Genomic DNA, 23,347 nt, shown 5'->3' on the forward strand with positions numbered 1-23,347 from the left:
GAGCAGAGCCACAGGAAAATTGCGGAGAAATCGCTTGAAGAGAGGAATTTTGTCTAATTTGATTATAGCATATCTTTTGGAAGAACAAAATACTTTATGTACGCCGCCCGCAGGCGGCAAAAATCAGTCCAGTGGAAATTCCAGTTCGGCAAACTCAGCATCGGTCAGCAGTTTCAACTTTTCGATAACACCCTCCGACAGTTCCCGCAGGGCGGTTTCATCGGGCATCAGATAGCACTGCATCAGCCGCAACTCGTGTACCAGCCCCAGCCGGGTGCCGGTGTTGTAGAGCATCATCAGGGTCAATTCCTCGTGGTCAAAGTTCATGTTCAGCCCTCGCTTTCCGGCATCCAGTTGGGTTGCACTCCGGGGCATCGCACTTCTCCTTGAGCATTTGCAGAACAGAAGAGTGCTCCGGCTTTTTATCCAGAAACCCCGGCAGCTCCTTGAAGCCGATGCTGTCCACATAATGCACAGACACTTTGCCATTGCGTTTGAGTGCGATCACATCGCTGACCGACAGGCTGTGCCCCTCAAAATCCTGCGGACGGGAGAGGTTGAACATCTGAAACAGTTCTTCCAGAACCTCGTTGTCCGGCACATCCTGCCACATGACGGGCAAATCAGCATAGTAGGTGACCTCGTAATGCTCCGGGTCGGGCGTTTTGCCCCAACGATGCAGTTCCCGCATGGAAGCAAATCTTTCGTCGAGGATTTTTTCGTCATGCCGCAGCTGCATCACCATATAAACATCGCACCCTGCGTTCAGAAATTTCTGCGGGATGTCCGCCATGGGTTCGCCGTCAAAATTCTGGTTCCATTTTTGCTGCATCGTCCACCTCACAGTTCTGGCGCAGAACGTGCAGAGGATTTTGGCGCAGACGTATCACTTGCCAGTGCTGCCAGCTTTTCCAATGTGGAAGGGCGGTGATCTGCACTCAGTTCCTCGGCTTCCGCAACTTTGTCCATGACGGCATCGTAGTCCTGCAACAGCCGCCGGCCCTTTTCCAAGTGGTGCGCTTCCAGAATCTGCTCACGGGCTTCCTGAATGGTCAGTTCCGGGGCATTCAGCTGCCCGCCGTCCATCACAGAATAATCGCTGTGGTAAATGGTGTAGTCCCATCCATCCTCATAGGACTGGATGGCAAGATAGCCTTTGCCGCCCAGTTCCCATGCGGCCTGCTCGTCCTGTGTCTGAATTTCGGGGTAGAAGTCGGCATGGTTCCGCTCCATGACCTCGGCAAACTGGCAGATGTGGAACACATTGCCCAGACCGCCCATGTCAAAGTGATAATCATCCAGATGTTCCACCCGTGCCGTAAAACTGCGCCCATCCGGGTAATCCACCTGAATCACGCCGCCATCTGGAATGCGATAGAGGTCATCATAGTGGCTGTTGATGAGACGAATATCCTTCGGCAGCGTTTCCGGCTCCCAGATGCGCCGTCTGCCGATGCCCGCCTGCGGGATGTTTTCGAGGATCTTTACGCTTTCCTGTTGGATGACCTTGCGGTCATCGTCCGAAAGTTCAAACAGATACCAGTTCCGGGCGGCAGGGATGGTGTTTTGTCCATCTGGCGGCAGGTTCTTTTCGGAGATTTGCCCGCTTTCCAGCGGCTCACCAGTTACCTTGTTGTAGGTGGCAAAGCCGACTCCTGTACCGTTTTCCCGGAGATGCAGATAGCGTTCATCGTTGATAAGGTAAACCGCTTCTTTTATCTGCTCCATCAGCACCCACCTTCAAATTCCAGCGAAAACTTGCTGCGGCCATCAGCTTCACAGGACAGCAGCACGGTGGCATTGTAGGTCTTGCCCTTGGCGCTCTTGCAGTCCTTCAGCCGGACCCGACCATCCCGCAGCAGCTTGTCTGCCACATGGGCGTCCAGACGCTTGCCCAGACGCTTAAAGAAAGCATTGTCCTTCCACAGCACGAAACGGCAAGGGTTGGATTCACAGAACCAGCCTTTTTCACGCTCTACAACATTTGCACCGCAATTCGGGCAGACACCAATAATTTTGTTTTTCATAAGCGCATTCGCTCCTTTTTTCATTTCCGTGTTCTTTACCAGTTCGGTAATCATCGTATTGATCTCGGTCATAAATTCGCTCGGCTCCATTTCGCCACGTTCGATTTGCAGCAGCTTTGTTTCCCAATCGGCGGTCATTTCCGGGGATTGGATTTCTTCGGGCATCACAGTGATGAGGGCTTTGCCTTTGTCGGTGGGCAGCAGCACCTTGGTTTTCTTGGTGCCCTTGCGCTCCAGAAAGCCTTTCTGCACCAGCTTTTCAATAGTTGCGGCACGGGTGGCCGGGGTGCCGATGCCCTGACGTTCCACACCCTCCGGCATACTGTCTGCACTGGCGGTTTCCATTGCATGAAGTAGAAGGTCCTCGGTGAAATGCTTCGGCGGTGACGTCTGCCCCTCTTTCAGTTCTGCATTGAGGATGCCGCACTCATTTTCTGCGACATTGGGCAGGGCTGTGAGTTCCTGCTTCCGGTTCAGGATGTCCGCCAGCACCTTGCGCTCCACCGCTTTCCAGCCTTCCTCCAAAACCTCCTTGCCCTTGGCGGTAAATTCCTCCCCGGCGCAGATGGTGGTGAGCGTAGTTTCTGCATAGCGGTGCGGTTCACCCACAGCGCAGAGCAGCCGTGCAGCAATCAGCCGCAGGACATTCCACTCCCCGGCAGGGAGGGCGGCAAGGTCTGCGTTTGCCATGCTTTTCGTAGGCAGCAGCGCATGGTGGTCGGTGACTTTGCTGCCATTGATGACCTGCTGCACATGGATGGGAAACGGTTCCTCCACGGCAAGCGCCCTGCCCGTGTCTGTCACCAGCCCCGGCAGGGATGCCGCCATATCCTCCGTCAAAAAGCGGCTGTCCGTGCGGGGGTAGGTGATGAGCCGTTTTTCGTAAAGACTTTGAGCATAATCCAAGGTCTGCTGTGCCGTAAATCCCAGCAGACGGTTGGCATCCCGCTGCAATGCGGTAAGGTCATAGAGCTGCGGCGGGCTTTCGGATTTCTCCTTGCGTTCCATCTTCTGTACCGTGACGCGCCCCTCCTTTCGGCATTTGGAAAGCAGCAGTTCGGCATCCGCTTTCTGGGCAAACCGCTTGCTGGATGCGGTGCCGCCGTCTGCAAGGGTCAGAGCCACCGTGTAGAATTTTTCCGGGGTAAAGGCAGCAATGGCGGCTTCCCGCACCACGGTCATTGCAAGCACCGGGGTCATAACACGCCCTACCGCCAGCGGTTGACCGTACAGGCACGAAAAAAGCCGGGACGCATTGATGCCGACCATCCAGTCGGCACGTTCCCGGCAGAGTGCTGCATTGTACAGCGCATCGTATTCAGTTGACGGTTTGAGATGGGCGAAACCCTCCCGGATGGCGTTTTCCTCCATGCTGGACAGCCACAGGCGGAAAACGGGCTTTTTACAGCCCGCTTGCTGGTAGACCAAGCGGAAGATCAGTTCTCCCTCGCGCCCTGCGTCCGTAGCGCAGATCACACTGTCCACATCCGGGCGGTGCATGAGCTTTTGCAGGATGCCAAACTGTTTTTTGGTGGACGCAGAAACCAGATACTGCCACCTTTCCGGCAGAATGGGCAAATCTGCGATACTCCACTTGACGTATTTGGCATCGTAGATGTTGGGCGGTGCCAGTTCCACCAGATGACCCACACACCAGCTTACGAGATAGCCGTTGCCCTCCAGATAACCGTCTTTGCGGTTGGTCGCGCCGAGGACTTTGGCGTAGGACATGGCAACGGACGGTTTTTCCGCCACGATCAATTTTGCGATAAGAATCCCTCCAATCTGTTTTGGATTGCAATATGTAAGGCGGCAAACGCCGCCAATAGAATTATTCTTCTGCCTTATCCTCCTCGCCGGTCTCCTCCGGCTCATCCTCCACAGGGATTTCAAAGTTGCCCTTGTCCTCAGTGTAGTTTGCATCGGGGTCAAGGGCTTCTTTTTCTGCCTGCTTTTTCTGCTTCTGCTTCATAAAGGTGTAAATGCCGCCGCCAGCAGCCAGACCGACCAGAGCCAGAACGCCTAAGAATGTGGCAGCATACTTCGTAACTTTGTTGCCACCAGTCTGTTCCGTGCCGGATGCCGCCGCTTCTTCCGCAGCCTTTTTCGCATCCTCTTCGGCCTGTTTGCGCTCCTGCTCTGCCTGCGCCGCCGCTTCTTTTTCAGCGGTATAGGCATCGGTGGCATCTTCCTCCATCAGGGAAAGAAGGTCGGATTCATCCACAAGATTCATGAAATGAACGGTGTTTTCCCCCTTGTCGTTGCGGTCGATGACAAGATAGAATGTGTTGCCAGACTTCGACACCAGCGTAATGAACTGCTGACCACTGCCATCGGAATAATTGGTGTGGTAATCGTCCACCAGTGTCAGGTTGCCCTCCGGGGTCAGAGCACCGGTTTCCTCATCGGTCACGGTGACTACATCTTCTTCATCGGTGGTAGAAGTCAGGACAGGCTGTTCCACTTCCTCCGTAGGCTCACCGCCATAGGCAAAAGCAGGAGCCGCCATACCAGCGCACAGTGCCACCGACAACATCAGGGCACAGAACTTATTCATCATCTTCATTGGAATCGTCCTCCTTATTAAAGGTAGCGCCGACCGCGGACAGCGCAGCCGGGGTCGGGGTGGAAGTTGCAGACTGGCGCAGCAGGGCGGCAAGCTGTTCCGGCGTGACCTTGGCGGTGCGCACCATCTCGTTGACCTCGGCAGCTTCTGCTTCCTGAATCCTCCGTTCAAGGCTTTCAATGCGAGTGTTGATCTTAATGCGACGCTCCCTTTCCTTTTCCAGAGAAGCGCGCAGCTTATCGAGTTTTTCGCTCATTTCTTCCTCCAATCATTTTGAGAGCCGCCCAAAACCGGACAAATATTTCTGCCAGTAGGACGAATGAATATTGGCATACTTTATGGGGTCGCCGGCGGACACCATCATGCCGTTTCCAAGGTGGATGCCCACATGACTTTTCCCCGGCGTATCATACGTTCCTTCAAAGAGTCAAAACCACCGGCTGAGCCGGTGGCTTGAGTAAGCCCTAGAAGGGCACTTTACTAGCAAAGCCCCTGCAAGGGGCCACGAGCAAGCTTCTTTCATCTGCATTACCTGCCCTACCGCTCTAACGAGCTATGTTGCAAAATGCATCTTCTAGGATGACAATTTCTTTGTCATCTCGCTTCGCTCGAATCTTATAGCTAAAGCATTTTCTACTCCACCAGCGGAGCTGGTGGTTGTCGCTCGCTCAAGCTACCCAAAACAAGGTCGCCGGGCTTTGCTTCGGCTTCGGAAATGTGCTGGCTCTTGTTCCACAGACCGTTGGCGGTGGTGCGCCCCACATTGTAGCCGTTCTGGTTGTAGACCCAGCAAACGTAGCCGGAGCAATCAAACCCGGTTTCCGGGGTAGAACCGCCCCAGACGTAGGGCGTGCCCACATACTTTTGCGCCTCCTTATAGATAGCGGCAAACTCGCTGTCCGTCAGGGCTTCCGCAGGAACCTGATAGTCGATGCCGGGTGTGCCGGAGCCATCGGAGCCACCGGGCGGCAGACCGCCGTTGAACAGATAAGGCCGACCACCCAGCGTATCCTGAAAGATCTCATAGCGTTTCCACTGGTCGTTGTCCAGTTCCTCCCGGATAACCACTTCCAGCCCTTTATTCACCAATTTGGTGTGGAAGATGCGGTACTCATAGGGCACCTGCGTAGGGACTGGGATTCCTGCCGGACTGATGACCCAGACGGTCTTATACCGTATCTGCACCTCCACCCATGTGGTCAGCTTGTACTGCTTTTTGAAGGTCTCCTTCAACTTGCCCTGCACCTCTGACCGGGTGTAATCGTCATAGAGAGTCGTGAGAAAAGAGGTCAACTGCCATGGGTCATGCTCGATGGGGTCAAGGTGATACTGGTACTCGTTGTAGCCGGGGTGGTCGGTGGGGGTGCGCTTGATCTTTTTGTCCAGCTCCTTTTCCAGCTTCTTGTAGTCGGTTTCGGCTCCCCGGATGTCCCGGTCCTCTGCGGTGTAAATGGTCTGACCGGATACCTGCGTGGTGCCTGAAAACAGAATGGAACAGGACGAAAATGCCGACATGACCAGCAGCAAGAGCAAAAGAAAAACGCCCACGATCAAAAGAACGTGCGCGTTACTTTTTGCAAAATTGGCAATGCCGTTGACTGCGGTACTGACCACCGATTTTCCTTTGTCGATGACCTGTTCCATGCCAGACTTCGCAGCAGTGGTGCCATTGGATACCGCTTTGCCGCCTGCGGTCTGTGCCGCTGTACCCGAATGGGCGGTGGCATAGTGACTTTTACGGATTTCTTGCCGCTGTTTCCAGCGTGAAAGCCAGTTGGAACTGCCCTCGCCGGTGCCGGATGCGCCTGCATCTTGTGCCGCAGGCGGCTTCTGCACGGAAGATTTTGCGGTTCGGGCCCTTTTCTTGCCCTGCATCTTGGCTTTCTTTTTCAGCTTTCTGGCGTAACGGCTCTTGGAAATATCGTGGGTAGTCTCGGCAGCTTTTTCGCCCTCGCTTAAAGCCTGCGTGCCCACATTGTCGTCCTCGTACTGATCAATCTCTCGATGTGCCGCAGACCGGGCGGCAGCAGCGGCATACATAGCACGTTTCTGCTGCTTTGTCATGCGGGATGCTTCATCCGGGGTTATCTCGGCTTTGCCAAAACGCAAATGCTGGGATTTCTCCGCAGCTTTGTCTGCATCCTGTTTCAGTTTCTGCTTTTTGGGCACCGACTGCTCCACTTTAGACTTTTTCGGAGGGGAGCGCGTAGCCGTGCGCTCCTTTTCCTCCTCGAATTTCAGCTTCGGCTGTTTCTCACTCATGCTTTTGCGCCTCCGCAACTTCGGAAAGGCGGGTCGTAAGGATGCGGTAGAGTTCAAGGTCTTTCGGGAAGTGGTCAACAAAGGGCAGGATCACGTTGCCGAAGAACAGCAGCCCTTCACCCTCACCGGAGTGAGTGACGTAGGAAAGCTGATGGGGCGAAATGTTCAGCTGCTTCGCCAAAATCTGCCGGTCTCCGTTCGCTTGATTGAGCATATAAACGAAGTCCGAGTTCTCAAAAATATTTGATACTTCGGGGCTTGCCAGCAGATCTTTGACGTTCTGCGTTAGGGCTGTCGGGATGCCGCCCCACTTGCGGAAACGCTTCCAGATCTCCACGGAATAAGCGGCAGTCTGCTCCTCTTTCAGCAAAAGGTGGAACTCGTCTGCATAGTACCGGGTGGATTTTCCGGCACTGCGGTTGGCGGTCACACGCCCCCACACGGCATCCTGCACGATGAGCATACCCAGCTTTTTGAGCTGCTTGCCCAGCTGCTTGATGTCAAAACAGACGATTCGGTTATTGATATCCACGTTGGTGTGGTGGTTAAAGATGTTCAGACTGCCCTTGACGTAGATTTCCAGCGCAGCCGCCACATGGCGTGCTTCCGGTTCATCTTGCGTCAGCAGGGCGTTGTACAGATCTTCCAACAGCGGCATATTTTCCGGGATGGGATTCTCGAAATACTTGCGATAGATCACATGGACGCAGCGGTCAATGACCGTCTTTTCCACCGGCTGCAAGCCCTCTTTGCCGCCCACCACCAGTTCGCACAGGGACAGCACAAAGTCGGCTTTCAAAGCCAGCGGGTTGTCCTCCTCCGAGTAGTTGCTGTTGATGTCCATCGGGTTGATATACTGGGTGCTGGCAGGGCTGATGTGGATGACCTGCCCATGCAGACGCTCCACCAGCGGAGCGTACTCACATTCCGGGTCGCAGATGATAATATCATCATCTGTCACGAGGAATGCATTGCAGATCTCACGCTTTGCGCTGAAGGACTTGCCGGAACCGGGAGTGCCCAGAATCAGACCGTTGGGGTTCTTCAGCTTTTTGCGATCAACCATAATCAGGTTGTTGGACAGGGCGTTCAAGCCATAATACAGGCTTTCCTTGCCGTTGTCGAACAGTTCCTGCGTGGTAAACGGCACAAAAATCGCCGTGCTGCTGGTGGTCAGTCCCCGCTGAATTTCGATCTGGCAATCTGCCAGCGGCAGGCTGCTCATCAGCCCCTGCTCCTGCTGGAAGTCAAGACGGCACAGTTCGCAGTTGTGCTTCTGCGCAATGCTGACCGCCTGAAACACGTTGGTTTCCAGTTCCTGCTCGGTCTTTCCGGTGTTCAACACCAAAAAGGTGACAAGGAACATACGCTCGTTTTGCGACTGCAATTCTTTCAGCAGGGCTTTTGCATCCCGCCCATAAGTCGCCAAGTCTGACGGCAACACGTCCATATCATATCCGGCGCGAACAGCTTTTTTCTGATCTTCGATCTTGCTGCGGTCGAGTTCGGTGATGGTGTGCTTGATGGTTTTGATGGCCTTGTTCTGGTCAACAGACTGGATGTGCATGGTAACGATCTGGCTGGAATCCATGTCCAGAAAATCCTTCAGCAACTGGTCACTCAGGTCAGAAGCCGTGATATTCAGGAAGCTGACCGCCCCGAAGATGCCGCCCATCTGAAAGGTACGGCTGTTCTTAAACGCCAGTGCAGTGGGTGCAATGGCATCCTTTACGGAAAGGCCGCTTTTTACAAGGTCTTTCCAGTTGAAGTGGAACTTGTTGGCACCGTCCATGTTCAGCATCCCGTGCATCAGCCGCAGGCGCTCCGTACCGTCCAGCGGCTTTGCCAGAACGCCCAACCTGTGAAAGTTGTTCATCAGGTCGTTCTGGATGTGCTCCAGCCGCGGCTTGACCTGCGCCATGCTGTCTCCCTCGATGCCGTAGGTCAGGAATTTGGTCTTGGTCAGACCATTGTTGCCCTTGGAAAGCTGCTGCCGCAACATCTGGGAATACTCAGCGCGCACATCGTCAAAGCCGTCCTGCTGGTAAGGGATACGGATGGACTTTTCAAAGTCTGCGCTGTCTGTGGCAGTGTTCACAAAGGACAGTTCAAAGTGGATAGAGCTGTCGAAAAAGTTGAGAAAACTGCACCATTCCTCAAAAATGGCGGTCTTGTCCTCCTGCTGGGCGAGCTGATAATTGATGTCCTGATACTGGATGGTGCGGGTGTAGTAGCCGGGACGGACACGGCAGGTGCCGTCCTCAAACATCCGCTGGAACGGAATGCTCTCCTGTGCCGTGCGGGGCACCGTGGACTTGGGCGGCTTTTTGCCGTCCTTATTCTTTTTCAGAAACGGAATCATGGGCGTCATCTCCCTTCATAAGCAGTGCATAGTAATTGCGGGTCTGGTACGGACGCACCTTCGGGCGAACAAAGCGCGCCTGAAGGTAGTACCGCAGGATCTTTTCAGCCGGCTGACCGTTCTTCTGATACATGGCCAGAAAGAACATGGGCAGCATGACCGCCATCATGCCGAGGGTAGCACCGGAATTGCCAGCGGTGTCCCGCAGAACAAAGAACAGCGGCACGCCTACGACTGCCGCTGCACCAAAACAGATAAGTTGCCGGGCGGTCAGGTTGAAGGCTACTTTGGACTTCACCTTGCTGAAATCGCGCGGCACGGAAATATAAGCTGCCAAAATTTCACCTCCAATCAATGTGCACTCAGAATGCTCCGGGCAACAGAACCAGTCTTGAACAGCGTAAAGCACAGCAGCACCGTGTACCCCACGATGCTCCAGATCGAGTTGATGGCATCCCCGGAAATGGCAACATTCTGAAGCAGAACAGCGTAGATCGCCACGCAGATCAGGATCAGAAAGCCCTGAAATCCCAGCGCAAACAGAGAACGAAGGTAGTTCTGTCCCACATGGGATTGCTCGTGGTTACCCCATGTGGCCATGGGCACCGGAGCCAGACTGACCATCATGTAGATCTCAATCATTCTTCCGTAGACGATGACGAAAATCACAATGGACAGTATGCGCATGGTGATGCCGATAAAGAAGGACTGCAAGAACAGCCCGAACAGGGGTCCTACGTCCATCTGCATCATGCTGGATTGCAACATGGAAAGCCCGATGTCGTTCACCCGTGTGTTGCCGCTGATGATGCCGCTGGAATTTGCCACCACCTGCTGCGTCACATCGAACACCGCCATGATGATGTCGAAAGTGTTGGAGATCATCCAGACCGAAATGGCAGTTTTGAAGATCCATTTCATCAGCAGCGCAGGTTCAAATTGTGCCATGTTGTTATGCTGGGTGATCATCTCAATCAATTCATAACAGGCAATGAAGGTCAAAATCACGCCTGCAATGGGCAGCACCACATTTCGAGAGAGGGCTTCAATCATGGCAAAAACTCTCGGTTCAAAACTGGATGGTTTGGTGCCGACCTGTTGTGCGATGTTGCCCACTTGGGTGTTCACATCATCAAACAAGCCGGAAAGATTGGACATGATCGCCGCTGTCAGCAGCGACTTGATCCAATCGGAGATTGCTTTGAGAACTGTTTCCACTCAGTGCCACCACCCATCAAGAAAAATGATTGATCAGGGTCTTGAGCAGGTTGAGCAAAAAGATAATGTGCGTCAGAAACTGCATAAAAATCGCCTCCCTTTCAAGTAACAGTGAATATTCGTTTTGCAATGAGCTTCCTTTGTAATAAAGAATCCGTTTGCCACGGTGGGGCTGAAAGCTGCTTGCAAGTAATATGTAAGGGCGGCAAACGCCGCCCGGAAAAGATCAGCCGAACAGACCGCTCAGCAGGGGCACCAGAGTGATACCGATGAGTGCAACGCCGCCGCCAGCCATGAGCTGTTTTATCCCCAATTAGGTGTAAAACTCTGCTCGATGGCGGGCGGCGGCGTACAAAAAATCTATATGGTGTTGTTAAGAGAACCGTCCCGGCGGGACAGGTCAGGCAGTGACCTGTTCCACCTCCGGGATGGGTTTGAGATTAAAATGAATTTCGATAGAAATGTGTCTTGTTTTATCTTCGTCAATGCGCTCATGCACGACGATTTCTTTGATTAAGCGGTTGAGGGTGGCTGCGTCCAGCTCTGTGATGTTGGCGTATTCCTGAATGGCTTCCACCCATTGTTTTGCGTCATTGGCAAGCTGGACTTCATCGGACAGCCGCTTTCTGCCCTCGGACACTTTTGCTTTAAGCTCCGTCTGCTCGGTCTGTGTCTTTTCCAGCATGGTGTTGAAATTCTGCTCACTGATACGCCCTGCAATCATATCCTCATAAAGCCGCATGACCATTTTGTCCAGAACCTCAATCCGTTCCTCGTCCCTTGTAAGGGAGCGTTCCATTGCTTCCCGCTGTTCCCGCTGCTCGGCTTCACAGGTATTGGTCAGGCGGTCAGCAACCGCTTCCCCGTCCATCAGGGCAGCTCTGGCACATTCCCGGATTTTCCGCAGCACATGGCTGTAAAGGGTGTCATAGTCAATCCGGTGCTGGGTGCAGTGGTTCTTTCCAAAGGCATTGTAGGTCTTGCAGGAATAAATCTGCTGGGGATGTTTTGCGTTTGTGTAGCGTACCGTCAGCGACTTCCCACACTCGCCGCATTTTATCAGTCCGGCAAACAGGCTGATTTCATTGGTCTGCCCCGGACGCTGGCGGGATTTCAGCTTATTCTGCACAATGTCAAAGCTCATGCGGTCAATCAGCGGTTCATGCTGCCCCTCCACCACAATCCAGTCCTCCGGCTTCTTTTCCCCAATCGTGCCGATTTTGAAACGGTAGTCCTTTTTCTGGGAAGCAATCGCCCCGGTGTAGACGGGATTCATCAAAAGGTCTTTGATAACGGAGAAGTCCCACATATACCGCCCGTTTTCCGGGTCTTTCTTTTCCCATTTGGTGCGGATATTGCGAAGCCCCCGTTCCCGGTTCCACCATGTGGGGCAGGGGATTTTTTCTTCCTCCAGCCGTCTGCGGATATAGTTCGGACCATGACCGTTCAGGGCATATCCGAAAATCAGCCGCACAATCGGGGCGGTTTCCTCGTCAATGAGCAGATGGTTTTTGTCCTCCGGGTCTTTCCGATACCCAAACGGGGCAAGACACCCGGTAAACTGTCCTTTCTGTGCTTTCAGAAGATAAGAGGAATGGACTTTCTTGGAAATATCCTTACTGTACATCTCGTTCAGGATATTCTTGAACGGGGCAATATCGTTGTTATCACGCAGGGTGTCGATACCGTCATTCATGGCGATATAGCGGACACCGTTTCTTGGGAAAAAGTCCTCAATCAAATGCCCGGTTTGCAGATAGTTCCGCCCCAGTCGGCTGAGGTCTTTCGTGATGACAAGGTTGATTTGCCTGCGCTCAATGGCTCTCAACATTCTCTGTAAATCAGGACGCTCCATATTAAGACCTGTGAAACCATCGTCCTGATAGACTGCCACAACCTCCCATCCCTGCTTTTCGCAGTATTTTTCCAGCATATCCCGCTGGTTGGCGATACTGGCACTTTCGCCTTGCAGGTCATCGTCCTTTGACAGCCTGCAATAGACCGCTGCACGATAGCCCCCGGCAAGTGCCGAACCGATTGTTCTGTATTCCATTTCGTTCATCATAGCCATTTACCCACACAATCCAGACGGTATCTGGCTCTTTTGAACCTCATCTTCATTATAGCTCATATCTTTCCTTTTAGCAAGATATTCTTTCGTATTTGTCTTACCGTATTTCTGGGAAATCAGGCTGACGAACACATCGGTTGCGTCCAGCTCCCCGTCAAACACCGTTGTAACATGAATCTCTGTTTTGTTTTTTGCCATAGGCAGTTATCCTCCATACATGAAAATAGCCAGACAGAGGGTGTCGGCAACGAAGTCCGGCAACGGGCTTCAAAAGACCTTGCAAACAATCTCAATCTGGCGATGGTTACTATTTATACTTTTCTTTTATTTTTCTGTTGTTTTGGTTGTTATAAGGGAGAAAAGCCCGGAAATAAGGGGTTTTCCCGGGCTAATGCCCTGCAACCGGCTCGGCAACGGGATAGCAACAGGGGGTGCAACGGGCGGTCATTTTCAGAATGGAAGCTCCATCTGTTCTGTGACCTCCACAAAACCATCCATCGTTTTTTCAGACGGGTTGCCGGAGTCCGTTGCCGGGTTTTCACGCTCCCAGCCCTTTTGTCTGCCATATTTGGAAAACATTCTTGGGTTCGGGAAGTACCGCCAGCCGGTAATGCACTGGTTCATAATCTCGTTGATTTCCCGGATTTCCCATTGCTTCGGCTCGTCAAAGGTATGGTTCAAGGCTTCCTTGTAAAGCTGCTTGGAACAGACCATGCTCCCGGTGTACTTATCAAGATACGCCTGTATCATTCCGGCTTTGGTGTCCTCCGGCATAAAATCCCGCTGGTGTTCTTTGAGATACCGTTGCATGGTGGGGCTGAAAGCCAGCTTGAACCTGCCGCTTCGGTAAATCTCCATAGCTTCTGCCCACATCTGCTCGATATAGGCTCTGGAAGCAGCTTCGTCCTCCAAAATGTGAACCTCGGCTTGCTCCGGGTACACCATGACGGGGATAAAGCGGCGGTTGCCGGAACGGTCAAGGGGCAGGAAGTCAAGGGCATTGGAAGTGCCGCCAAACACGCACTGACGGGGGCGGTCTGCCGGGTGGGTTTCATAGGGTATCTTGTAAACTTCTTTCTGCCGGCTTAAAAATGACTTGATTTCCTCAATGCTCTTGGCGTTGGCGGTTGCCATCATTTCCGACATTTCGATAATCCAGTGACCTTGCAGCTTGCGGTACACATTGTCATCGTCCAGCTTCCGCAAATCATCGGAGAACCACTCGTCCCGGACTGCCAGCAGACGGAAGAAGGTGGACTTGCCAGCCCCCTGACCGCCTACCAGACAGAGCATGATTTCAAACTTACACCCCGGCTGAAAGGCTCGTGAGATTGCACCCAGCAGGAACAGCTTCAACGCTTCATAGGTGTAATCGTCTGCGTCAGCCCCCAGAAAGTGCCGCAGACAGAAACGGATTCGTTCTGTCCCGTCCCACACAAGGGCACTTAGGTAGTCCCGGATGGGATGGTACTTGTTTTCATTCGCCACAATCCCGATGGCGTTATCAATCTTTTTCTCATTGGTAAGCCCGTAGGTTTCTTCCAGATAGAGAAGCAGATACTTCATGTCCGTATCGTTCAGGGCGGTGCTTTCTCTGTGGAAGCCGATGGGCTTTATGATGTCCTTGCGGTCAGTTAGGATGTTGTATGCGATAGCCCCGGAAAGCAGAGGGTCACGCTGGAATACGGTCAGGCAGTTCCGGATGCTCTGACGGACACCGCCTTTCTCGGTGGTTTCCAGCCCCGCCTTGATTTCCTCAATGCTCTGGGGCGGCTGCATGGCGTTCATGGTGTTTTTTAGTTCTTGCTGCGTCTGCGGCTGCAAGCTCTGCCATTCGCTGTTCAAGCTGTATCACATCCTTTCCGTAGTCCGTAATCAAAGCCGCTTTTTCCTCTGTCTCCCCGAACAGCAGCACATCCAGCAGATATTCCACTTGGTCTTGCTTCTGTAAGGCTTCCACAAACCGGGGATGAAAGGCTTCCTCCGGGGAGTGCGGGGCGTAGTCCGTTCTCCATGCCATAAGCAAGTGAAGATAATCGGTAAGAATACGGAAGCAACGGTTTTTTGCTTCCTGAAACTGTTCCTCCGGGGATTTCTGCCGGGGCTTGGGCTTTTTTGCCTTTCCCGGCGGTTTCCAGTCCTCATAGGAAAGCCCGAAGTCCTGTGCCAGCTGTACGGCGGCTTCTTTCTTTCCCAGCCCATACAGGGCGGCGGCAAAATCAATCACATCCCCATCCGCACCGCAGCCGAAGCAGTGGTAACGCCGATCCAGCTTCATGCTTGGGGTTTTATCGTTATGGAACGGGCAGCAAGCCATCCCGTTCCGACCTACATGGATTCCATAATGCTCCGCAGCCTGTCTTGTTGTGACGGACTGCTTCACAGCTTCAAATACATTCAAATCTATCCCTCCTTGAAAATAAGAAAAGCACCTGACATTCTCTGATTGAAAATGGCAAGTGCCTGTTAAAGTTCCATATCCTGTTGTTTGTGTTTCGTCTGTGCCGGGACAGTTCTTTGTGCTTTTTTCTCGTCAGCCTTATCCTGCAAGACTTCTTTGATAGGCTGTTTCTTGGGCGGCTCTTTGCTTTCTTCTGTGCCGGGGGTGGCTTTCCGTACCCAGTAGCGAATGTCCCGCAGCTTCTTCAAATCCTCCTGTACCTCGGTCAGCGGTGTTTTCAGGGCTGCAATTTCTTCCAGAAGCGTTTCCTGCTCCTCTTGCAGCTCCTTTTGGGTACTGTCCTTATCGTCCGGGTGCTTGGCAAGGTAGGCGGCGGCTTTCGCATACCGGGCAACCTCCGGGTGTTCCTGTTTGAATTTCTCCTTTGTTTTCTTGAAAAATATCTTCTGGTACTTCTCATAGACAGGCTTACATTCCTTGCAGTCTGTCCGGCTGGCAAGAATCCCGTCAATCACTTTGCTGCGGGCTTCCTTTGGCTTCATCTGATTGCGGTAATCTGCGGCTGATTTCTCGGAGGATTCCAGAAATGCTTCTAAGTCCTCCACAGTGGAAAGCCCCTTTTGCCGGAGATAGGACAGGGCTTCGCTGACTGCCTTTAAGTCCTGTGAAGTCCCCCGGTTCTGTCCAGCCCTTGTCCAGTCCTTCCGTTCTTCCTTTCGTATCTCCATATACTTCATCAGCAGATTGGGAAGAAGTGTCGCTTCCTCCGCCGCTTTTTGTGCAAGCAGCTCTTTCCGTTTTTCGCCCAGCTCGGTAATCCAGCCTTTGAGGTTTTGGATGAGCTGACGGATAGACTTCATCAGGCGGTTGGCGGCTCTGATTTCCCGGTTCAGGTTGCCGATGTTCGTCTGGATACCCCGCTTTTCCATCTGCCGGACAGCAGCTCCCTCATGGACAGTAGGGATAATATCAAGCCCCTGTCTGGCATAAGAACGCAAGTCCACTCGCTCCGGGCGGTTATTAGCTTCCAGATAGCGGTTCTGGATAACCTCCCATTCATGCCGCCAGATTTCACAATACTTCTGGTCGTTCCAGTCAACCGTATCCTCCTTGTGGCTTTTCCACCTGCCGGACGGCAGCTTTATCCGTTCCCCGTTTTCGTCAAGGTCATAAACCTTGCGGCTCTTTGGAAGCCATTTTCCATGTTCGTCCATTGCCCTCATGGTCAGCAGGACATGGGCGTGGGGGTTGTGTCCCGGCGGATGGGGGTCATGGATGGCAAAGTCAGCAATCATGCCTTTGGAAACAAACTGCTGCTGGCAAAACTCCCGGACAAGGACAGCGTACTGGTCGGGTGGTATCTCTCTTGGGATGGTAAGCACCCACCGCCTTGCAAGCTGGGAGTTCCATTGCTTTTCCACCGCTTCGGCGGCGTTCCATAGGGTATTGCGTTCTGCATATTTCTGTGGGGCATTTGCCGGGAGCAGGATTTCATTGTGGACGATACCACGCTTTTCCGGGTAGTGCTTCACTTGCTGGTCGTATTCACAGAACAGCTTTTCACCGCTCTGGTAAGCAGCGGCGGCAACCGCAGACTGTCGCTGGCTGCGCTGAACAATCGTGATTTCGTTGTGTGGGCAGGGCATTTCGTGTCCCTCCTTTCGGTAATTGGTGGATGGGGTGGTGCTTTACCACCTCATTTTGGGCAGAAAAAAAGCAGGAGACCTTTCTCAGATTTCCTGCTCGGTGTGCCGCTGTGTAGGCGGCGGGTATTTAGTTGTAAAAGTTCGGGACAAGTTGACCCGATGGGTAGATGGTACACTTAAAAATTATGGTTCTCTTGTCATTAGCTCATTAGCATAATGATTAAGAGCTTCACAAGGTTCATATTTGCATTTATAACCAATACCGTCAATTATAATAAATGGATTGTATGCTATAATCTCCACTTGAGAACCATCTGCCAAAGACAGAGTGAAAATAACTGCTTGTCCGGCATATTCTGTATATGAGTTGTCCTTATTATAAATAACTACTTCATTGAGATATGATGCCAATTCCTCTGTTTCTGATATTTGTATTGTTGTATCAGGAGGCGATAAGCGAACATTTGCCGAAGTAATGTCTTCTGCTGTTAAATTTTTGAATGGTCTATGACCAGAGAACAAGAGAACGCTAATACCTATGCCGATTAGACATATCAGAGCAATTAACAAAATCTTTTTATGCTTCATTTGATTCTCTCCTTTACACATTACTATAAAGTTTTCTTTTCATCATTTCTTGGTGGTCGGACATGACATAACATTTCTTTTTCACAAGCACCAAATTTTGAGAAATTGAATTTCGCTTCTTTTAGTGTTATTCCATGATTAGAGTCGCTTGGTTCGTTATCAGAAGCAATAAACGGGTCATTCTCCCAAAAACAAACGGGGCAGATATACCCACAATCTTCATTTGCCGGAACATTGTAGGTAAAATATCCGCAGCAAGGACATTGGTATTTTTTCATATAAACCTCCCGTTTAAGCCTTGACCTCAAATTCCTGATTTATTACTGACTTCATTATACTTTATTGCTTATCGAAAAGATAGCATATTTTATGAAACTTGTCGGCTGGGAACAGCTTGCAACGCAAGGTGTCCCCAGATGGCAAGTCCACAAAAGGGTAGCTGGCGGCAGCCAGCGCAGGGGAAGCGTAGCGTCTCCTGTATGATTTGGAGCAGACCATGACTGCGGAAAATCACAGCCCTCCGGCGAGGAGCCTTCGGAGAACGCAATGCACCAACCTTTGGGTGGTGTATAATTGCGCCCTTAGTAAACTAAGGGGTTTCCGGCTTCTCCCGTTCCAGCAGTTTTTTCAATAGTTCCTGCGTGTCCTGCCTGTGAAAAATGAGTTTCAACAACAGCATGACATCATCATCTGTCAGGCGTTCCGGCTCTTGCAGAAAACTTTCCAGCATACCGCCACGAGTACAGAGCCGGTGCGTCCGTTCCTTTCGGGTAAGCTGCTTTAACTGGTGCTGCAATGCCTTTTCATCATTGATGGCTTTCCGCAGTTTCTTTTCGCTTTTCTCCAACTCCCGATTGAGTTTTTCCAGCTTTGAGGTATCAGGCAAGGGCAGCGTCCTCCTTTCCCGGTATCAGCACATAAATCCTGTTTGGTTCTCCAACGCCCTGACGCACCCGCATGATAAGTCCGGCGTTTTCCAGTTCATTCAAAGAACGCTTGACCGTCATAGAGCTGCGGGACAGGACTGCGGCAATGGCTGTGACAGGGAAGCAGACAAACAGGATTCCGTTCTCGTCCTCCTGCCCATTGGAGAGCATAGCGTCCAACATCCGGCAGTACATGACCTTTGCGGTGCTGCTGACTGGAAACCCTGTCAACGCTCTTGGAAAAGCCATACAGGGCGGCAATGGTGTGTCTATCGTCATAAATTCAAAATTCATTCGGTGTGTTCCTCCTTTTTCTTTGCTCGTTTGGATAAATAACGGGGGCAGTCAATCACAACCGCCCGGAAGCTCTGCTTGCACCCGTGCTGGCATTTCCGGCATAATTCGTTGTAAGTGACACGCCCCCGGTCATTGAGGTAAAAAGAAAGCTCATGCTTCCTCTTTTTGCTCATTCTCGGCATATTGCGCTTCCTCCCGTTTTCGTGTATGGTTTCGGGGCGATTTTCGGCAAAATTACAGCCATAGAGCCGCCTAAAATCTCCCGAAGTATCAGCGATAGGGTAGACTATCCCCCTATCAGATTGTCGTGTTTCGGTATCATTTCGGTGTCAGTTCGCCAGTTCTCCCCGGTGTCGTTCCTCCCCTGAATCTCACAGCGGCGTATCGCTCCCTTTGGTATGCTCGTTTCGGTCAGGGTTCCTCCACATCCCTGCCAAAAGTCATGGCACTACATCGCCGGGGAAGCATATCCCACACAGGCTGGTCATTCGATTGGAATAATCCATCGATGAACTACCTGTATCATAGAACATTTTTGTGCCCTATGCCGTATGTCCACAAAGTAGGAATTAGGGGTAAAAATCAGAAATTTCCACGATTGCGGAATTGATATGGTATAATCAATTCAACGGTTATAAATGTTGTCAGAAGGGGGAACTGCTTCAATGAACGGAGCTACTACAATACAGGAACGGCTAAAAGATTTACGATTAAACAAAGGATTAAAACTGGAAGAACTGGCAGAGCAAACGGGTATTTCAAAATCGGCTCTTGGCAGTTATGAAAAAGATGACTATAAGGAAATCAATCATGGCAACCTTATCCTGCTGGCAGATTTTTATGGGGTGTCCCTCGATTATCTCTTTTGCCGGACAGAGAACCGGGCGGAGATCAACACGCCATTAAGGGAGCTGCATTTGAGTGATGAGATGGTAGCACTTCTGAAAAGCGGTCGGATTAACAACCGTCTGCTGTGCGAACTTGCCACCCATAAGGACTTTATCAAGTTTCTTGCGGACATTGAGATTTATGTGGATGGGATTGCCACCATGCAGATTCAAAACCTCAACGCCCTTGTCGATACCGTCCGGCATGAAATCATTGAACGGTATCGCCCCGGCGAAGATGACCCCCATTTGAAAGTGTTGCAAGCCGCCCATATCAGTGATGATGAATATTTCAGTCACATGGTACGGGATGACCTCAACCTGATTATCCGGGATATTCGGGAAGCCCATAAAAAGGACAGCGAGAGTGCACCTCAGACCACCGTTGCCGATGAACTGAAAGAAAATCTGGAAGCGGTTGAAAATTTCAAGGGCAGCCGTGATGAAAAGCTGGTTGTCCTTTACTGTAAGCAGCTTGGTATCAACTATAAAAATCTGTCAGATGAAGAATTTCGCTGGCTGATTCGGATTCTCAAAAAATCAAAGAAAATGGGAACGCCTATCAGCCAGAGGAAAAAACGATAAAGAAAAACCGCTGTTGCATGGTTTGTTGGCTTCCATGTAGCAGCGGTTTTTGCTGGGATTATTCAGTTGAATTTTTAGCACGACAAACTGGAATTTGTCAAAGAGGATTATTCCAATATTCCACAGTATTTCTATTTACATCATAAAAAGTAATATTACCCGCATTTATAGGCAAGACAATCGCAAAAGGTTTATTGCGGTCAATATCAACCACTTGAATTGTGTTGCCATCATCTATTTCAAGTTGTTGCACCTGCTGTTGATTCATAGAAATAAATGCTCGTTCATTATATCCCTCTACAGTAAACTCCACAATTCCTCTTTGAATCCCCGAAAGAGTTCCACCTCCACGGAAAAAATATCCGAAGGAAAGTCCTGGACGATTGACATAGACGGAAAAAGAATGGTCACTCAAATCCTGAGGGTAAGAAATATATGCAGCCATCGTGCTGGAAACGCTTCCATCGACCGTCCAATCATCCTTAATCTTCTGCGACGAACGAATATCTGCCTCCAGCTTAGATGAAGTCACGCCGATCTCATTGTTCGTATAAAGAAAACAAACAAATAAAATACAAGCAAGAACAACCCCTATCACAATTTTAAGAAATATTTTTTTCACGCTATCAAAACTCCTTGTCAACTTTCGATTTGTCATAATCATTCTACCATACCGTTATGAATAAATCATCTCATGCAAAACAATTTCTTCTGCCCGGTTGTGGATATTATTGCACCGCTGCACCCATTCCATTTGACGGGTACGCTTCAAGTCCTCGGTCACGCCCTCGGCAGCTTTCATTTGCTCCATGATAGTGTCTAACCGTTCCTGTGCCTGTTCGTTCAGGTCTGCAAGATATGTCCACAATTCTCCGGTCAGTACCAATGTGTTCAATCTGGCTGGGTGGACTTCTCTTAAATATTCCCGGTGCATCCGTCCATACTTTCCGATGGGGCGGCGTTCTTCCGACAGTTTCAAGTCCGGGATGTAGTAATCTCCGACAAGGATATAATCAATTCCGTTTTCCGTTATTCTTGGTTTCAATTCGCTCATGTTTCTTACCTCCTGTGGAAGCAGGCTCGTCTGGTACTAACTCAATCACATCGGTAATCTCACAATTCAGCGTTTCACAGATACGGGCTAATGTGTCCATGCTGATGTGCTTTCCCTCTTTGCTCATGTTGGCAATCATATTCGTTGTCATACCAGCGGCAAGCCTTAAATCCTCTTTCCTCATATCACGCTCTAACAGTGTGTGCCAGAGTGGTTTATAGCTGATGTGCATATTGTTTTCCTGCCTTTCTATCCATACCACCGGGACGACTGCCCCGGCAGGAACTTTTCTCTTATTATAACACCAATCTTGTGAAATCACAATTTATTCTTGTAGCCTGCCGCTGATACCGTCTGGATTGTGCTTTTCCTTTCTTTTTGTTCCCTTTAATTAGCCATGAACTGCTTCATGCCCTGACTCTTTGCTTATGTGTGATAAAGAAGTAATAGAAGTGTAAAAAATTTTGCCTTTCCTATCCGGTACTTGTCTTTGGTATCGGATAGGGCAGGCGGTCATTCGGGCAAGTCCACCTTGCCGACGAAAGAATAGTAAATCTCAATATCCTGTCTGCGTGTGCCATTTTCATCGTAGCTGCACTCATGCACAACGATTTTCTCTACAAACTCACGTAAGAGGGTGTGGGTCAGTTCTTCAAAGTTCATGTGCTTGCGGACAATGTTCATAAACTTTTCTGCGTTTACGGTAGCTTCCTGTGCTTTGGAAAGCTCCGCCTGTATTCTGGCAACACGCTCTTTCAATTCCTGCTGTTCGGCTTCATAGTCTGCCGAAAGCTCCGTGAAACGCTCGTCAGAAATGCGACCGCTTACGCTGTCCTCATACAGCCGCTTGAAAATAGCGGAAAGTTCACCGATACGCTTTTCGGCAGCTTCCAGTTCCTTTTTCTTGGCGGCGTTCCGGCGTTTGCCGCCGTCCTCGTTCTGCTCGATCAGCAGCTTCATAAACCGGGCTTCATACTTTGCCGCATAGCTCGTCACTTTCCGTAGATTGGAGAGAACGCCCGCAGTCAAAAGGTCGGTGCGGATAAAATGTGCGGTGCAGTCATGGGTGCGCTTTTTGTAGTTCCCGCAGATATAGCAGTCCTGTTTCCGCTTATCGGTCTGGTAACGCTGCTGATACATGACGCTGCCGCAGTCCGCGCAAAAGAGCATACCAGAGAACAAGCCCACTTCATCATAGCGGTTCGGACGCTTGCGCTGTTTGCGTAATTCCTGCACACGCTCCCATGTCTGGGTGTCGATGATAGGCTCATGGTGGTTCTCGAAAATTGCCTGTTTCTCAATGGGATTTTCTATGCTGTGCTTGGTCTTGTAGGACGGTTTCTCCGTCTTGAAGTTCACCAAACAGCCCATGTACTCCCGGTTTTCAAGGATATGCACCACGGTATTTGTCGCCCATTTGCACTCATAGCCGGGGTGATAGCGGCGTGTGCTGCCCGTCCTGCGGTATTCCAGCGTTCCCGGCGTTGGGATTTCCTGCTCGGTCAGCATACGGGCTATCTTGGTCGGACCGTTCCCGGCAAGGCACAGACGGTATATCTGCTTGACCACGGGTGCGGCTTCCTCGTCAATGATGAAGTTTTCGTCCTCGTCCATGAGGTAGCCGTACACGGGTTTGCTCGTAACAGGCTTGCCGCTCATGCCTTTTGACCGTTTTACAGCTTTGATTTTCTTACTCGTATCTCTCACCAGCCATTCGTTGAAAATGTTCCGCAGAGGGGCAAAATCATTGTCGCCCTGTGCGCTGTCTACTCCATCGTTGATGGCGATAAAGCGGACTCCTTTTTGTGGGAAAATCATCTCGGTATACATTCCCACCTGCAGGTAGTTTCGCCCTAACCGTGACATATCCTTTACGATAACGGTAGCCACTTTCCCGGCTTCAATGTCCGCAAGCATGGATTGAAAGCCCGGTCTTTGGAAGTTCGCACCAGAATAGCCATCGTCCGTGTACCAGCGCAGATTGGAAAAGCCGTTCTGCTTTGCGTAGGTTTCAAGGATACGCTTCTGGTTGGAAATGGAATTACTTTCGCCTTGCAGCTCGTCCTCATGGGATAGTCTTGGATAAAGGGCAGTGATTTTCTGGGTGGTCTGTCTTAACATAAAATCCTCCGTTTCCGACAGCCAGCCCCACTATTCCGTATTTCGATTATACCACATGGGGCGGCTGTCTGTATAGCGGCTTCTGCTTCTTTACCGCCCGGTAAAATGACGATTTTTCTGTGCGGCTTGTAGCGTTAGGGCGAAAGCTGGGCTTTGTGTCCTGCGGCGGCTTCCGCCTCCAGCACTTTCATCATCTTATCGGCTGCTGTGTCGGTGGTATCTTTTTTGAAAAAGCCGGAAACGACAAGGACGGTGTTGCCCATGCGGATCTCTGTCACGCAGTCCGGGCGGCGTTCCGGGGTGGTGTTCTGCTTGTTCTCTGCCATAGGCAACTCC

General features: G+C 51.1%; 27 protein-coding genes and 3 pseudogenes. 3 read left to right on the forward strand and 27 right to left on the reverse strand.

Translation table 11 applies throughout. The annotated features are described in order from the left end of the window. Positions 1-123: 123 nt before the first annotated feature. The 11 genes and pseudogenes from CGS49_RS00600 to CGS49_RS00650 form a co-directional block, all read right to left on the reverse strand. Complete coding sequence (locus tag CGS49_RS00600) at positions 124-327, reverse strand: transposon-transfer assisting family protein (RefSeq protein WP_097773944.1); 204 nt, start codon at positions 325-327, stop codon at positions 124-126. Next, positions 317-832 (reverse strand): YodL domain-containing protein, encoded by a 516-nt coding sequence (locus CGS49_RS00605; RefSeq protein WP_097800087.1) that lies wholly within the window; start codon positions 830-832, stop codon positions 317-319. Before CGS49_RS00605 ends, CGS49_RS00600 begins: the two co-directional genes overlap by 11 nt. 8 nt (positions 833-840) lie before the next feature. Beyond that, positions 841-1,728 carry an LPD16 domain-containing protein gene (locus CGS49_RS00610; protein ID WP_097800088.1) on the reverse strand — a complete coding sequence of 296 codons (888 nt, stop codon included), beginning with the start codon at positions 1,726-1,728 and terminating at the stop codon, positions 841-843. Further along, positions 1,728-3,758, reverse strand: coding sequence for a type IA DNA topoisomerase (locus tag CGS49_RS00615; RefSeq protein ID WP_242975289.1), 2,031 nt, complete (start codon positions 3,756-3,758; stop codon positions 1,728-1,730). Before CGS49_RS00615 ends, CGS49_RS00610 begins: the two co-directional genes overlap by 1 nt. 100 nt (positions 3,759-3,858) lie before the next feature. Next, positions 3,859-4,593, reverse strand: coding sequence for a DUF4366 domain-containing protein (locus CGS49_RS00620; RefSeq protein ID WP_097800089.1), 735 nt, complete (start codon positions 4,591-4,593; stop codon positions 3,859-3,861). Further along, positions 4,577-4,849, reverse strand: a complete 273-nt coding sequence (locus tag CGS49_RS00625) for a DUF4315 family protein (protein ID WP_097800090.1) — start codon at positions 4,847-4,849, stop codon at positions 4,577-4,579. Before CGS49_RS00625 ends, CGS49_RS00620 begins: the two co-directional genes overlap by 17 nt. A gap of 12 nt (positions 4,850-4,861) precedes the next feature. After that, a pseudogene (locus CGS49_RS00630) lies at positions 4,862-4,987 on the reverse strand (NlpC/P60 family protein); the annotation flags it as partial. Positions 4,988-5,226: 239 nt separating this feature from the next. Continuing rightward, positions 5,227-6,855 (reverse strand): C40 family peptidase, encoded by a 1,629-nt coding sequence (locus CGS49_RS00635; RefSeq protein ID WP_242975290.1) that lies wholly within the window; start codon positions 6,853-6,855, stop codon positions 5,227-5,229. Continuing rightward, a complete protein-coding gene (locus tag CGS49_RS00640) occupies positions 6,848-9,217 on the reverse strand; it encodes a VirB4-like conjugal transfer ATPase, CD1110 family (RefSeq protein WP_097800092.1) in 2,370 nt (789 codons plus the stop codon). The genes CGS49_RS00635 and CGS49_RS00640 overlap by 8 nt, the downstream gene beginning before the upstream one ends. Then, positions 9,192-9,554 (reverse strand): PrgI family protein, encoded by a 363-nt coding sequence (locus CGS49_RS00645; RefSeq protein ID WP_179858997.1) that lies wholly within the window; start codon positions 9,552-9,554, stop codon positions 9,192-9,194. The genes CGS49_RS00640 and CGS49_RS00645 overlap by 26 nt, the downstream gene beginning before the upstream one ends. Before the next feature lie 14 nt (positions 9,555-9,568). Next, positions 9,569-10,375, reverse strand: coding sequence for a VirB6/TrbL-like conjugal transfer protein, CD1112 family (locus tag CGS49_RS00650; protein ID WP_242975291.1), 807 nt, complete (start codon positions 10,373-10,375; stop codon positions 9,569-9,571). Between CGS49_RS00650 and CGS49_RS14355 the strand changes: the two genes are divergently transcribed. Continuing rightward, entirely contained in the window at positions 10,269-10,544 is a 276-nt protein-coding gene (locus CGS49_RS14355; protein WP_242975296.1) for a hypothetical protein, read from the forward strand. The two genes, CGS49_RS00650 and CGS49_RS14355, sit on opposite strands and share 107 nt — an antisense overlap. Before the next feature lie 117 nt (positions 10,545-10,661). Here the strand turns inward: CGS49_RS14355 and CGS49_RS00655 are convergent. From CGS49_RS00655 to CGS49_RS00665, 3 genes and pseudogenes are all read right to left on the reverse strand, one after another. Further along, positions 10,662-10,745, reverse strand: a pseudogene (locus tag CGS49_RS00655) (Maff2 family mobile element protein); the annotation flags it as partial. Positions 10,746-10,835: 90 nt separating this feature from the next. Then, positions 10,836-12,506, reverse strand: coding sequence for a recombinase family protein (locus tag CGS49_RS00660; RefSeq protein WP_097800094.1), 1,671 nt, complete (start codon positions 12,504-12,506; stop codon positions 10,836-10,838). Then, on the reverse strand, positions 12,507-12,704 hold the full coding sequence (locus CGS49_RS00665; protein ID WP_003020324.1) for a hypothetical protein: 198 nt from the start codon (positions 12,702-12,704) through the stop codon (positions 12,507-12,509). On the opposite strand from CGS49_RS00665, the pseudogene CGS49_RS14595 reads away from it, so the two are divergent. After that, a pseudogene (locus CGS49_RS14595) lies at positions 12,678-12,928 on the forward strand (tweety protein). The gene CGS49_RS00665 and the pseudogene CGS49_RS14595 sit on opposite strands and share 27 nt — an antisense overlap. A 28-nt stretch (positions 12,929-12,956) precedes the next feature. On the opposite strand, the gene CGS49_RS00675 reads toward CGS49_RS14595, so the two are convergent. The 8 genes from CGS49_RS00675 to CGS49_RS00710 form a co-directional block, all read right to left on the reverse strand. Next, positions 12,957-14,294, reverse strand: coding sequence for a virulence-associated E family protein (locus tag CGS49_RS00675; RefSeq protein WP_097800095.1), 1,338 nt, complete (start codon positions 14,292-14,294; stop codon positions 12,957-12,959). Then, positions 14,263-14,907, reverse strand: coding sequence for a CHC2 zinc finger domain-containing protein (locus CGS49_RS00680; protein ID WP_044954158.1), 645 nt, complete (start codon positions 14,905-14,907; stop codon positions 14,263-14,265). The genes CGS49_RS00675 and CGS49_RS00680 overlap by 32 nt, the downstream gene beginning before the upstream one ends. A 65-nt stretch (positions 14,908-14,972) precedes the next feature. Continuing rightward, positions 14,973-16,553 (reverse strand): MobQ family relaxase, encoded by a 1,581-nt coding sequence (gene mobQ, locus CGS49_RS00685; RefSeq protein ID WP_097800096.1) that lies wholly within the window; start codon positions 16,551-16,553, stop codon positions 14,973-14,975. Positions 16,554-16,736: 183 nt separating this feature from the next. After that, positions 16,737-17,141 (reverse strand): hypothetical protein, encoded by a 405-nt coding sequence (locus CGS49_RS00690; RefSeq protein WP_097800097.1) that lies wholly within the window; start codon positions 17,139-17,141, stop codon positions 16,737-16,739. 23 nt (positions 17,142-17,164) lie between these two features. Further along, the gene (locus CGS49_RS00695; RefSeq protein WP_097800098.1) at positions 17,165-17,419 is read right to left on the reverse strand and encodes a CPCC family cysteine-rich protein; all 255 of its coding nucleotides are present in this window, start codon (positions 17,417-17,419) and stop codon (positions 17,165-17,167) included. Between the two features lie 311 nt (positions 17,420-17,730). Further along, positions 17,731-18,027 carry a DUF3847 domain-containing protein gene (locus CGS49_RS00700; protein WP_002594808.1) on the reverse strand — a complete coding sequence of 99 codons (297 nt, stop codon included), beginning with the start codon at positions 18,025-18,027 and terminating at the stop codon, positions 17,731-17,733. Further along, positions 18,020-18,361, reverse strand: coding sequence for a replication initiator protein A (locus CGS49_RS00705; protein ID WP_005930726.1), 342 nt, complete (start codon positions 18,359-18,361; stop codon positions 18,020-18,022). The genes CGS49_RS00700 and CGS49_RS00705 overlap by 8 nt, the downstream gene beginning before the upstream one ends. Continuing rightward, a complete protein-coding gene (locus CGS49_RS00710; RefSeq protein WP_002304353.1) occupies positions 18,358-18,546 on the reverse strand; it encodes a hypothetical protein in 189 nt (62 codons plus the stop codon). Before CGS49_RS00710 ends, CGS49_RS00705 begins: the two co-directional genes overlap by 4 nt. A gap of 483 nt (positions 18,547-19,029) precedes the next feature. Between CGS49_RS00710 and CGS49_RS00720 the strand changes: the two genes are divergently transcribed. After that, positions 19,030-19,836 (forward strand): helix-turn-helix transcriptional regulator, encoded by an 807-nt coding sequence (locus CGS49_RS00720; protein ID WP_006573790.1) that lies wholly within the window; start codon positions 19,030-19,032, stop codon positions 19,834-19,836. A 97-nt stretch (positions 19,837-19,933) separates the two neighbouring features. Here the strand turns inward: CGS49_RS00720 and CGS49_RS00725 are convergent, their stop codons facing one another. From CGS49_RS00725 to CGS49_RS00745, 5 genes are all read right to left on the reverse strand, one after another. Then, the gene (locus tag CGS49_RS00725) at positions 19,934-20,458 is read right to left on the reverse strand and encodes a hypothetical protein (protein WP_040647981.1); all 525 of its coding nucleotides are present in this window, start codon (positions 20,456-20,458) and stop codon (positions 19,934-19,936) included. A 54-nt stretch (positions 20,459-20,512) separates the two neighbouring features. Continuing rightward, positions 20,513-20,890 (reverse strand): TnpV protein, encoded by a 378-nt coding sequence (locus CGS49_RS00730; protein ID WP_040341768.1) that lies wholly within the window; start codon positions 20,888-20,890, stop codon positions 20,513-20,515. Next, entirely contained in the window at positions 20,850-21,212 is a 363-nt protein-coding gene (locus tag CGS49_RS00735) for a helix-turn-helix domain-containing protein (protein WP_343215842.1), read from the reverse strand. The genes CGS49_RS00730 and CGS49_RS00735 overlap by 41 nt, the downstream gene beginning before the upstream one ends. 191 nt (positions 21,213-21,403) lie before the next feature. Beyond that, positions 21,404-23,011, reverse strand: coding sequence for a recombinase family protein (locus CGS49_RS00740; RefSeq protein WP_097800099.1), 1,608 nt, complete (start codon positions 23,009-23,011; stop codon positions 21,404-21,406). A gap of 134 nt (positions 23,012-23,145) precedes the next feature. Continuing rightward, positions 23,146-23,337 carry a transposon-encoded TnpW family protein gene (locus tag CGS49_RS00745; protein ID WP_005946147.1) on the reverse strand — a complete coding sequence of 64 codons (192 nt, stop codon included), beginning with the start codon at positions 23,335-23,337 and terminating at the stop codon, positions 23,146-23,148. Positions 23,338-23,347: the final 10 nt, after the last annotated feature.

Source organism: Faecalibacterium langellae, assembly GCF_002549775.1.
Lineage (GTDB): Bacteria > Bacillota > Clostridia > Oscillospirales > Ruminococcaceae > Faecalibacterium > Faecalibacterium langellae.

Coding starts and splice junctions, on each gene's coding strand:
- CGS49_RS00600 (WP_097773944.1), bottom strand. CDS start 327: ATGAACTTTGACCACGAGGAATTGACCCTGATGATGCTCTACAACACC.
- CGS49_RS00605 (WP_097800087.1), bottom strand. CDS start 832: ATGCAGCAAAAATGGAACCAGAATTTTGACGGCGAACCCATGGCGGAC.
- CGS49_RS00610 (WP_097800088.1), bottom strand. CDS start 1,728: ATGGAGCAGATAAAAGAAGCGGTTTACCTTATCAACGATGAACGCTAT.
- CGS49_RS00615 (WP_242975289.1), bottom strand. CDS start 3,758: ATGTCCTACGCCAAAGTCCTCGGCGCGACCAACCGCAAAGACGGTTAT.
- CGS49_RS00620 (WP_097800089.1), bottom strand. CDS start 4,593: ATGAAGATGATGAATAAGTTCTGTGCCCTGATGTTGTCGGTGGCACTG.
- CGS49_RS00625 (WP_097800090.1), bottom strand. CDS start 4,849: ATGAGCGAAAAACTCGATAAGCTGCGCGCTTCTCTGGAAAAGGAAAGG.
- CGS49_RS00635 (WP_242975290.1), bottom strand. CDS start 6,855: ATGAGTGAGAAACAGCCGAAGCTGAAATTCGAGGAGGAAAAGGAGCGC.
- CGS49_RS00640 (WP_097800092.1), bottom strand. CDS start 9,217: ATGATTCCGTTTCTGAAAAAGAATAAGGACGGCAAAAAGCCGCCCAAG.
- CGS49_RS14355 (WP_242975296.1), top strand. CDS start 10,269: ATGGCAAAAACTCTCGGTTCAAAACTGGATGGTTTGGTGCCGACCTGT.
- CGS49_RS00650 (WP_242975291.1), bottom strand. CDS start 10,375: ATGTCCAATCTTTCCGGCTTGTTTGATGATGTGAACACCCAAGTGGGC.
- CGS49_RS00660 (WP_097800094.1), bottom strand. CDS start 12,506: ATGGCTATGATGAACGAAATGGAATACAGAACAATCGGTTCGGCACTT.
- CGS49_RS00665 (WP_003020324.1), bottom strand. CDS start 12,704: ATGGCAAAAAACAAAACAGAGATTCATGTTACAACGGTGTTTGACGGG.
- CGS49_RS00675 (WP_097800095.1), bottom strand. CDS start 14,294: ATGAACGCCATGCAGCCGCCCCAGAGCATTGAGGAAATCAAGGCGGGG.
- mobQ (WP_097800096.1), bottom strand. CDS start 16,553: ATGCCCTGCCCACACAACGAAATCACGATTGTTCAGCGCAGCCAGCGA.
- CGS49_RS00690 (WP_097800097.1), bottom strand. CDS start 17,141: ATGAAGCATAAAAAGATTTTGTTAATTGCTCTGATATGTCTAATCGGC.
- CGS49_RS00695 (WP_097800098.1), bottom strand. CDS start 17,419: ATGAAAAAATACCAATGTCCTTGCTGCGGATATTTTACCTACAATGTT.
- CGS49_RS00705 (WP_005930726.1), bottom strand. CDS start 18,361: ATGAATTTTGAATTTATGACGATAGACACACCATTGCCGCCCTGTATG.
- CGS49_RS00710 (WP_002304353.1), bottom strand. CDS start 18,546: ATGCCGAGAATGAGCAAAAAGAGGAAGCATGAGCTTTCTTTTTACCTC.
- CGS49_RS00720 (WP_006573790.1), top strand. CDS start 19,030: ATGAACGGAGCTACTACAATACAGGAACGGCTAAAAGATTTACGATTA.
- CGS49_RS00730 (WP_040341768.1), bottom strand. CDS start 20,890: ATGAGCGAATTGAAACCAAGAATAACGGAAAACGGAATTGATTATATC.
- CGS49_RS00740 (WP_097800099.1), bottom strand. CDS start 23,011: ATGTTAAGACAGACCACCCAGAAAATCACTGCCCTTTATCCAAGACTA.
- CGS49_RS00745 (WP_005946147.1), bottom strand. CDS start 23,337: ATGGCAGAGAACAAGCAGAACACCACCCCGGAACGCCGCCCGGACTGC.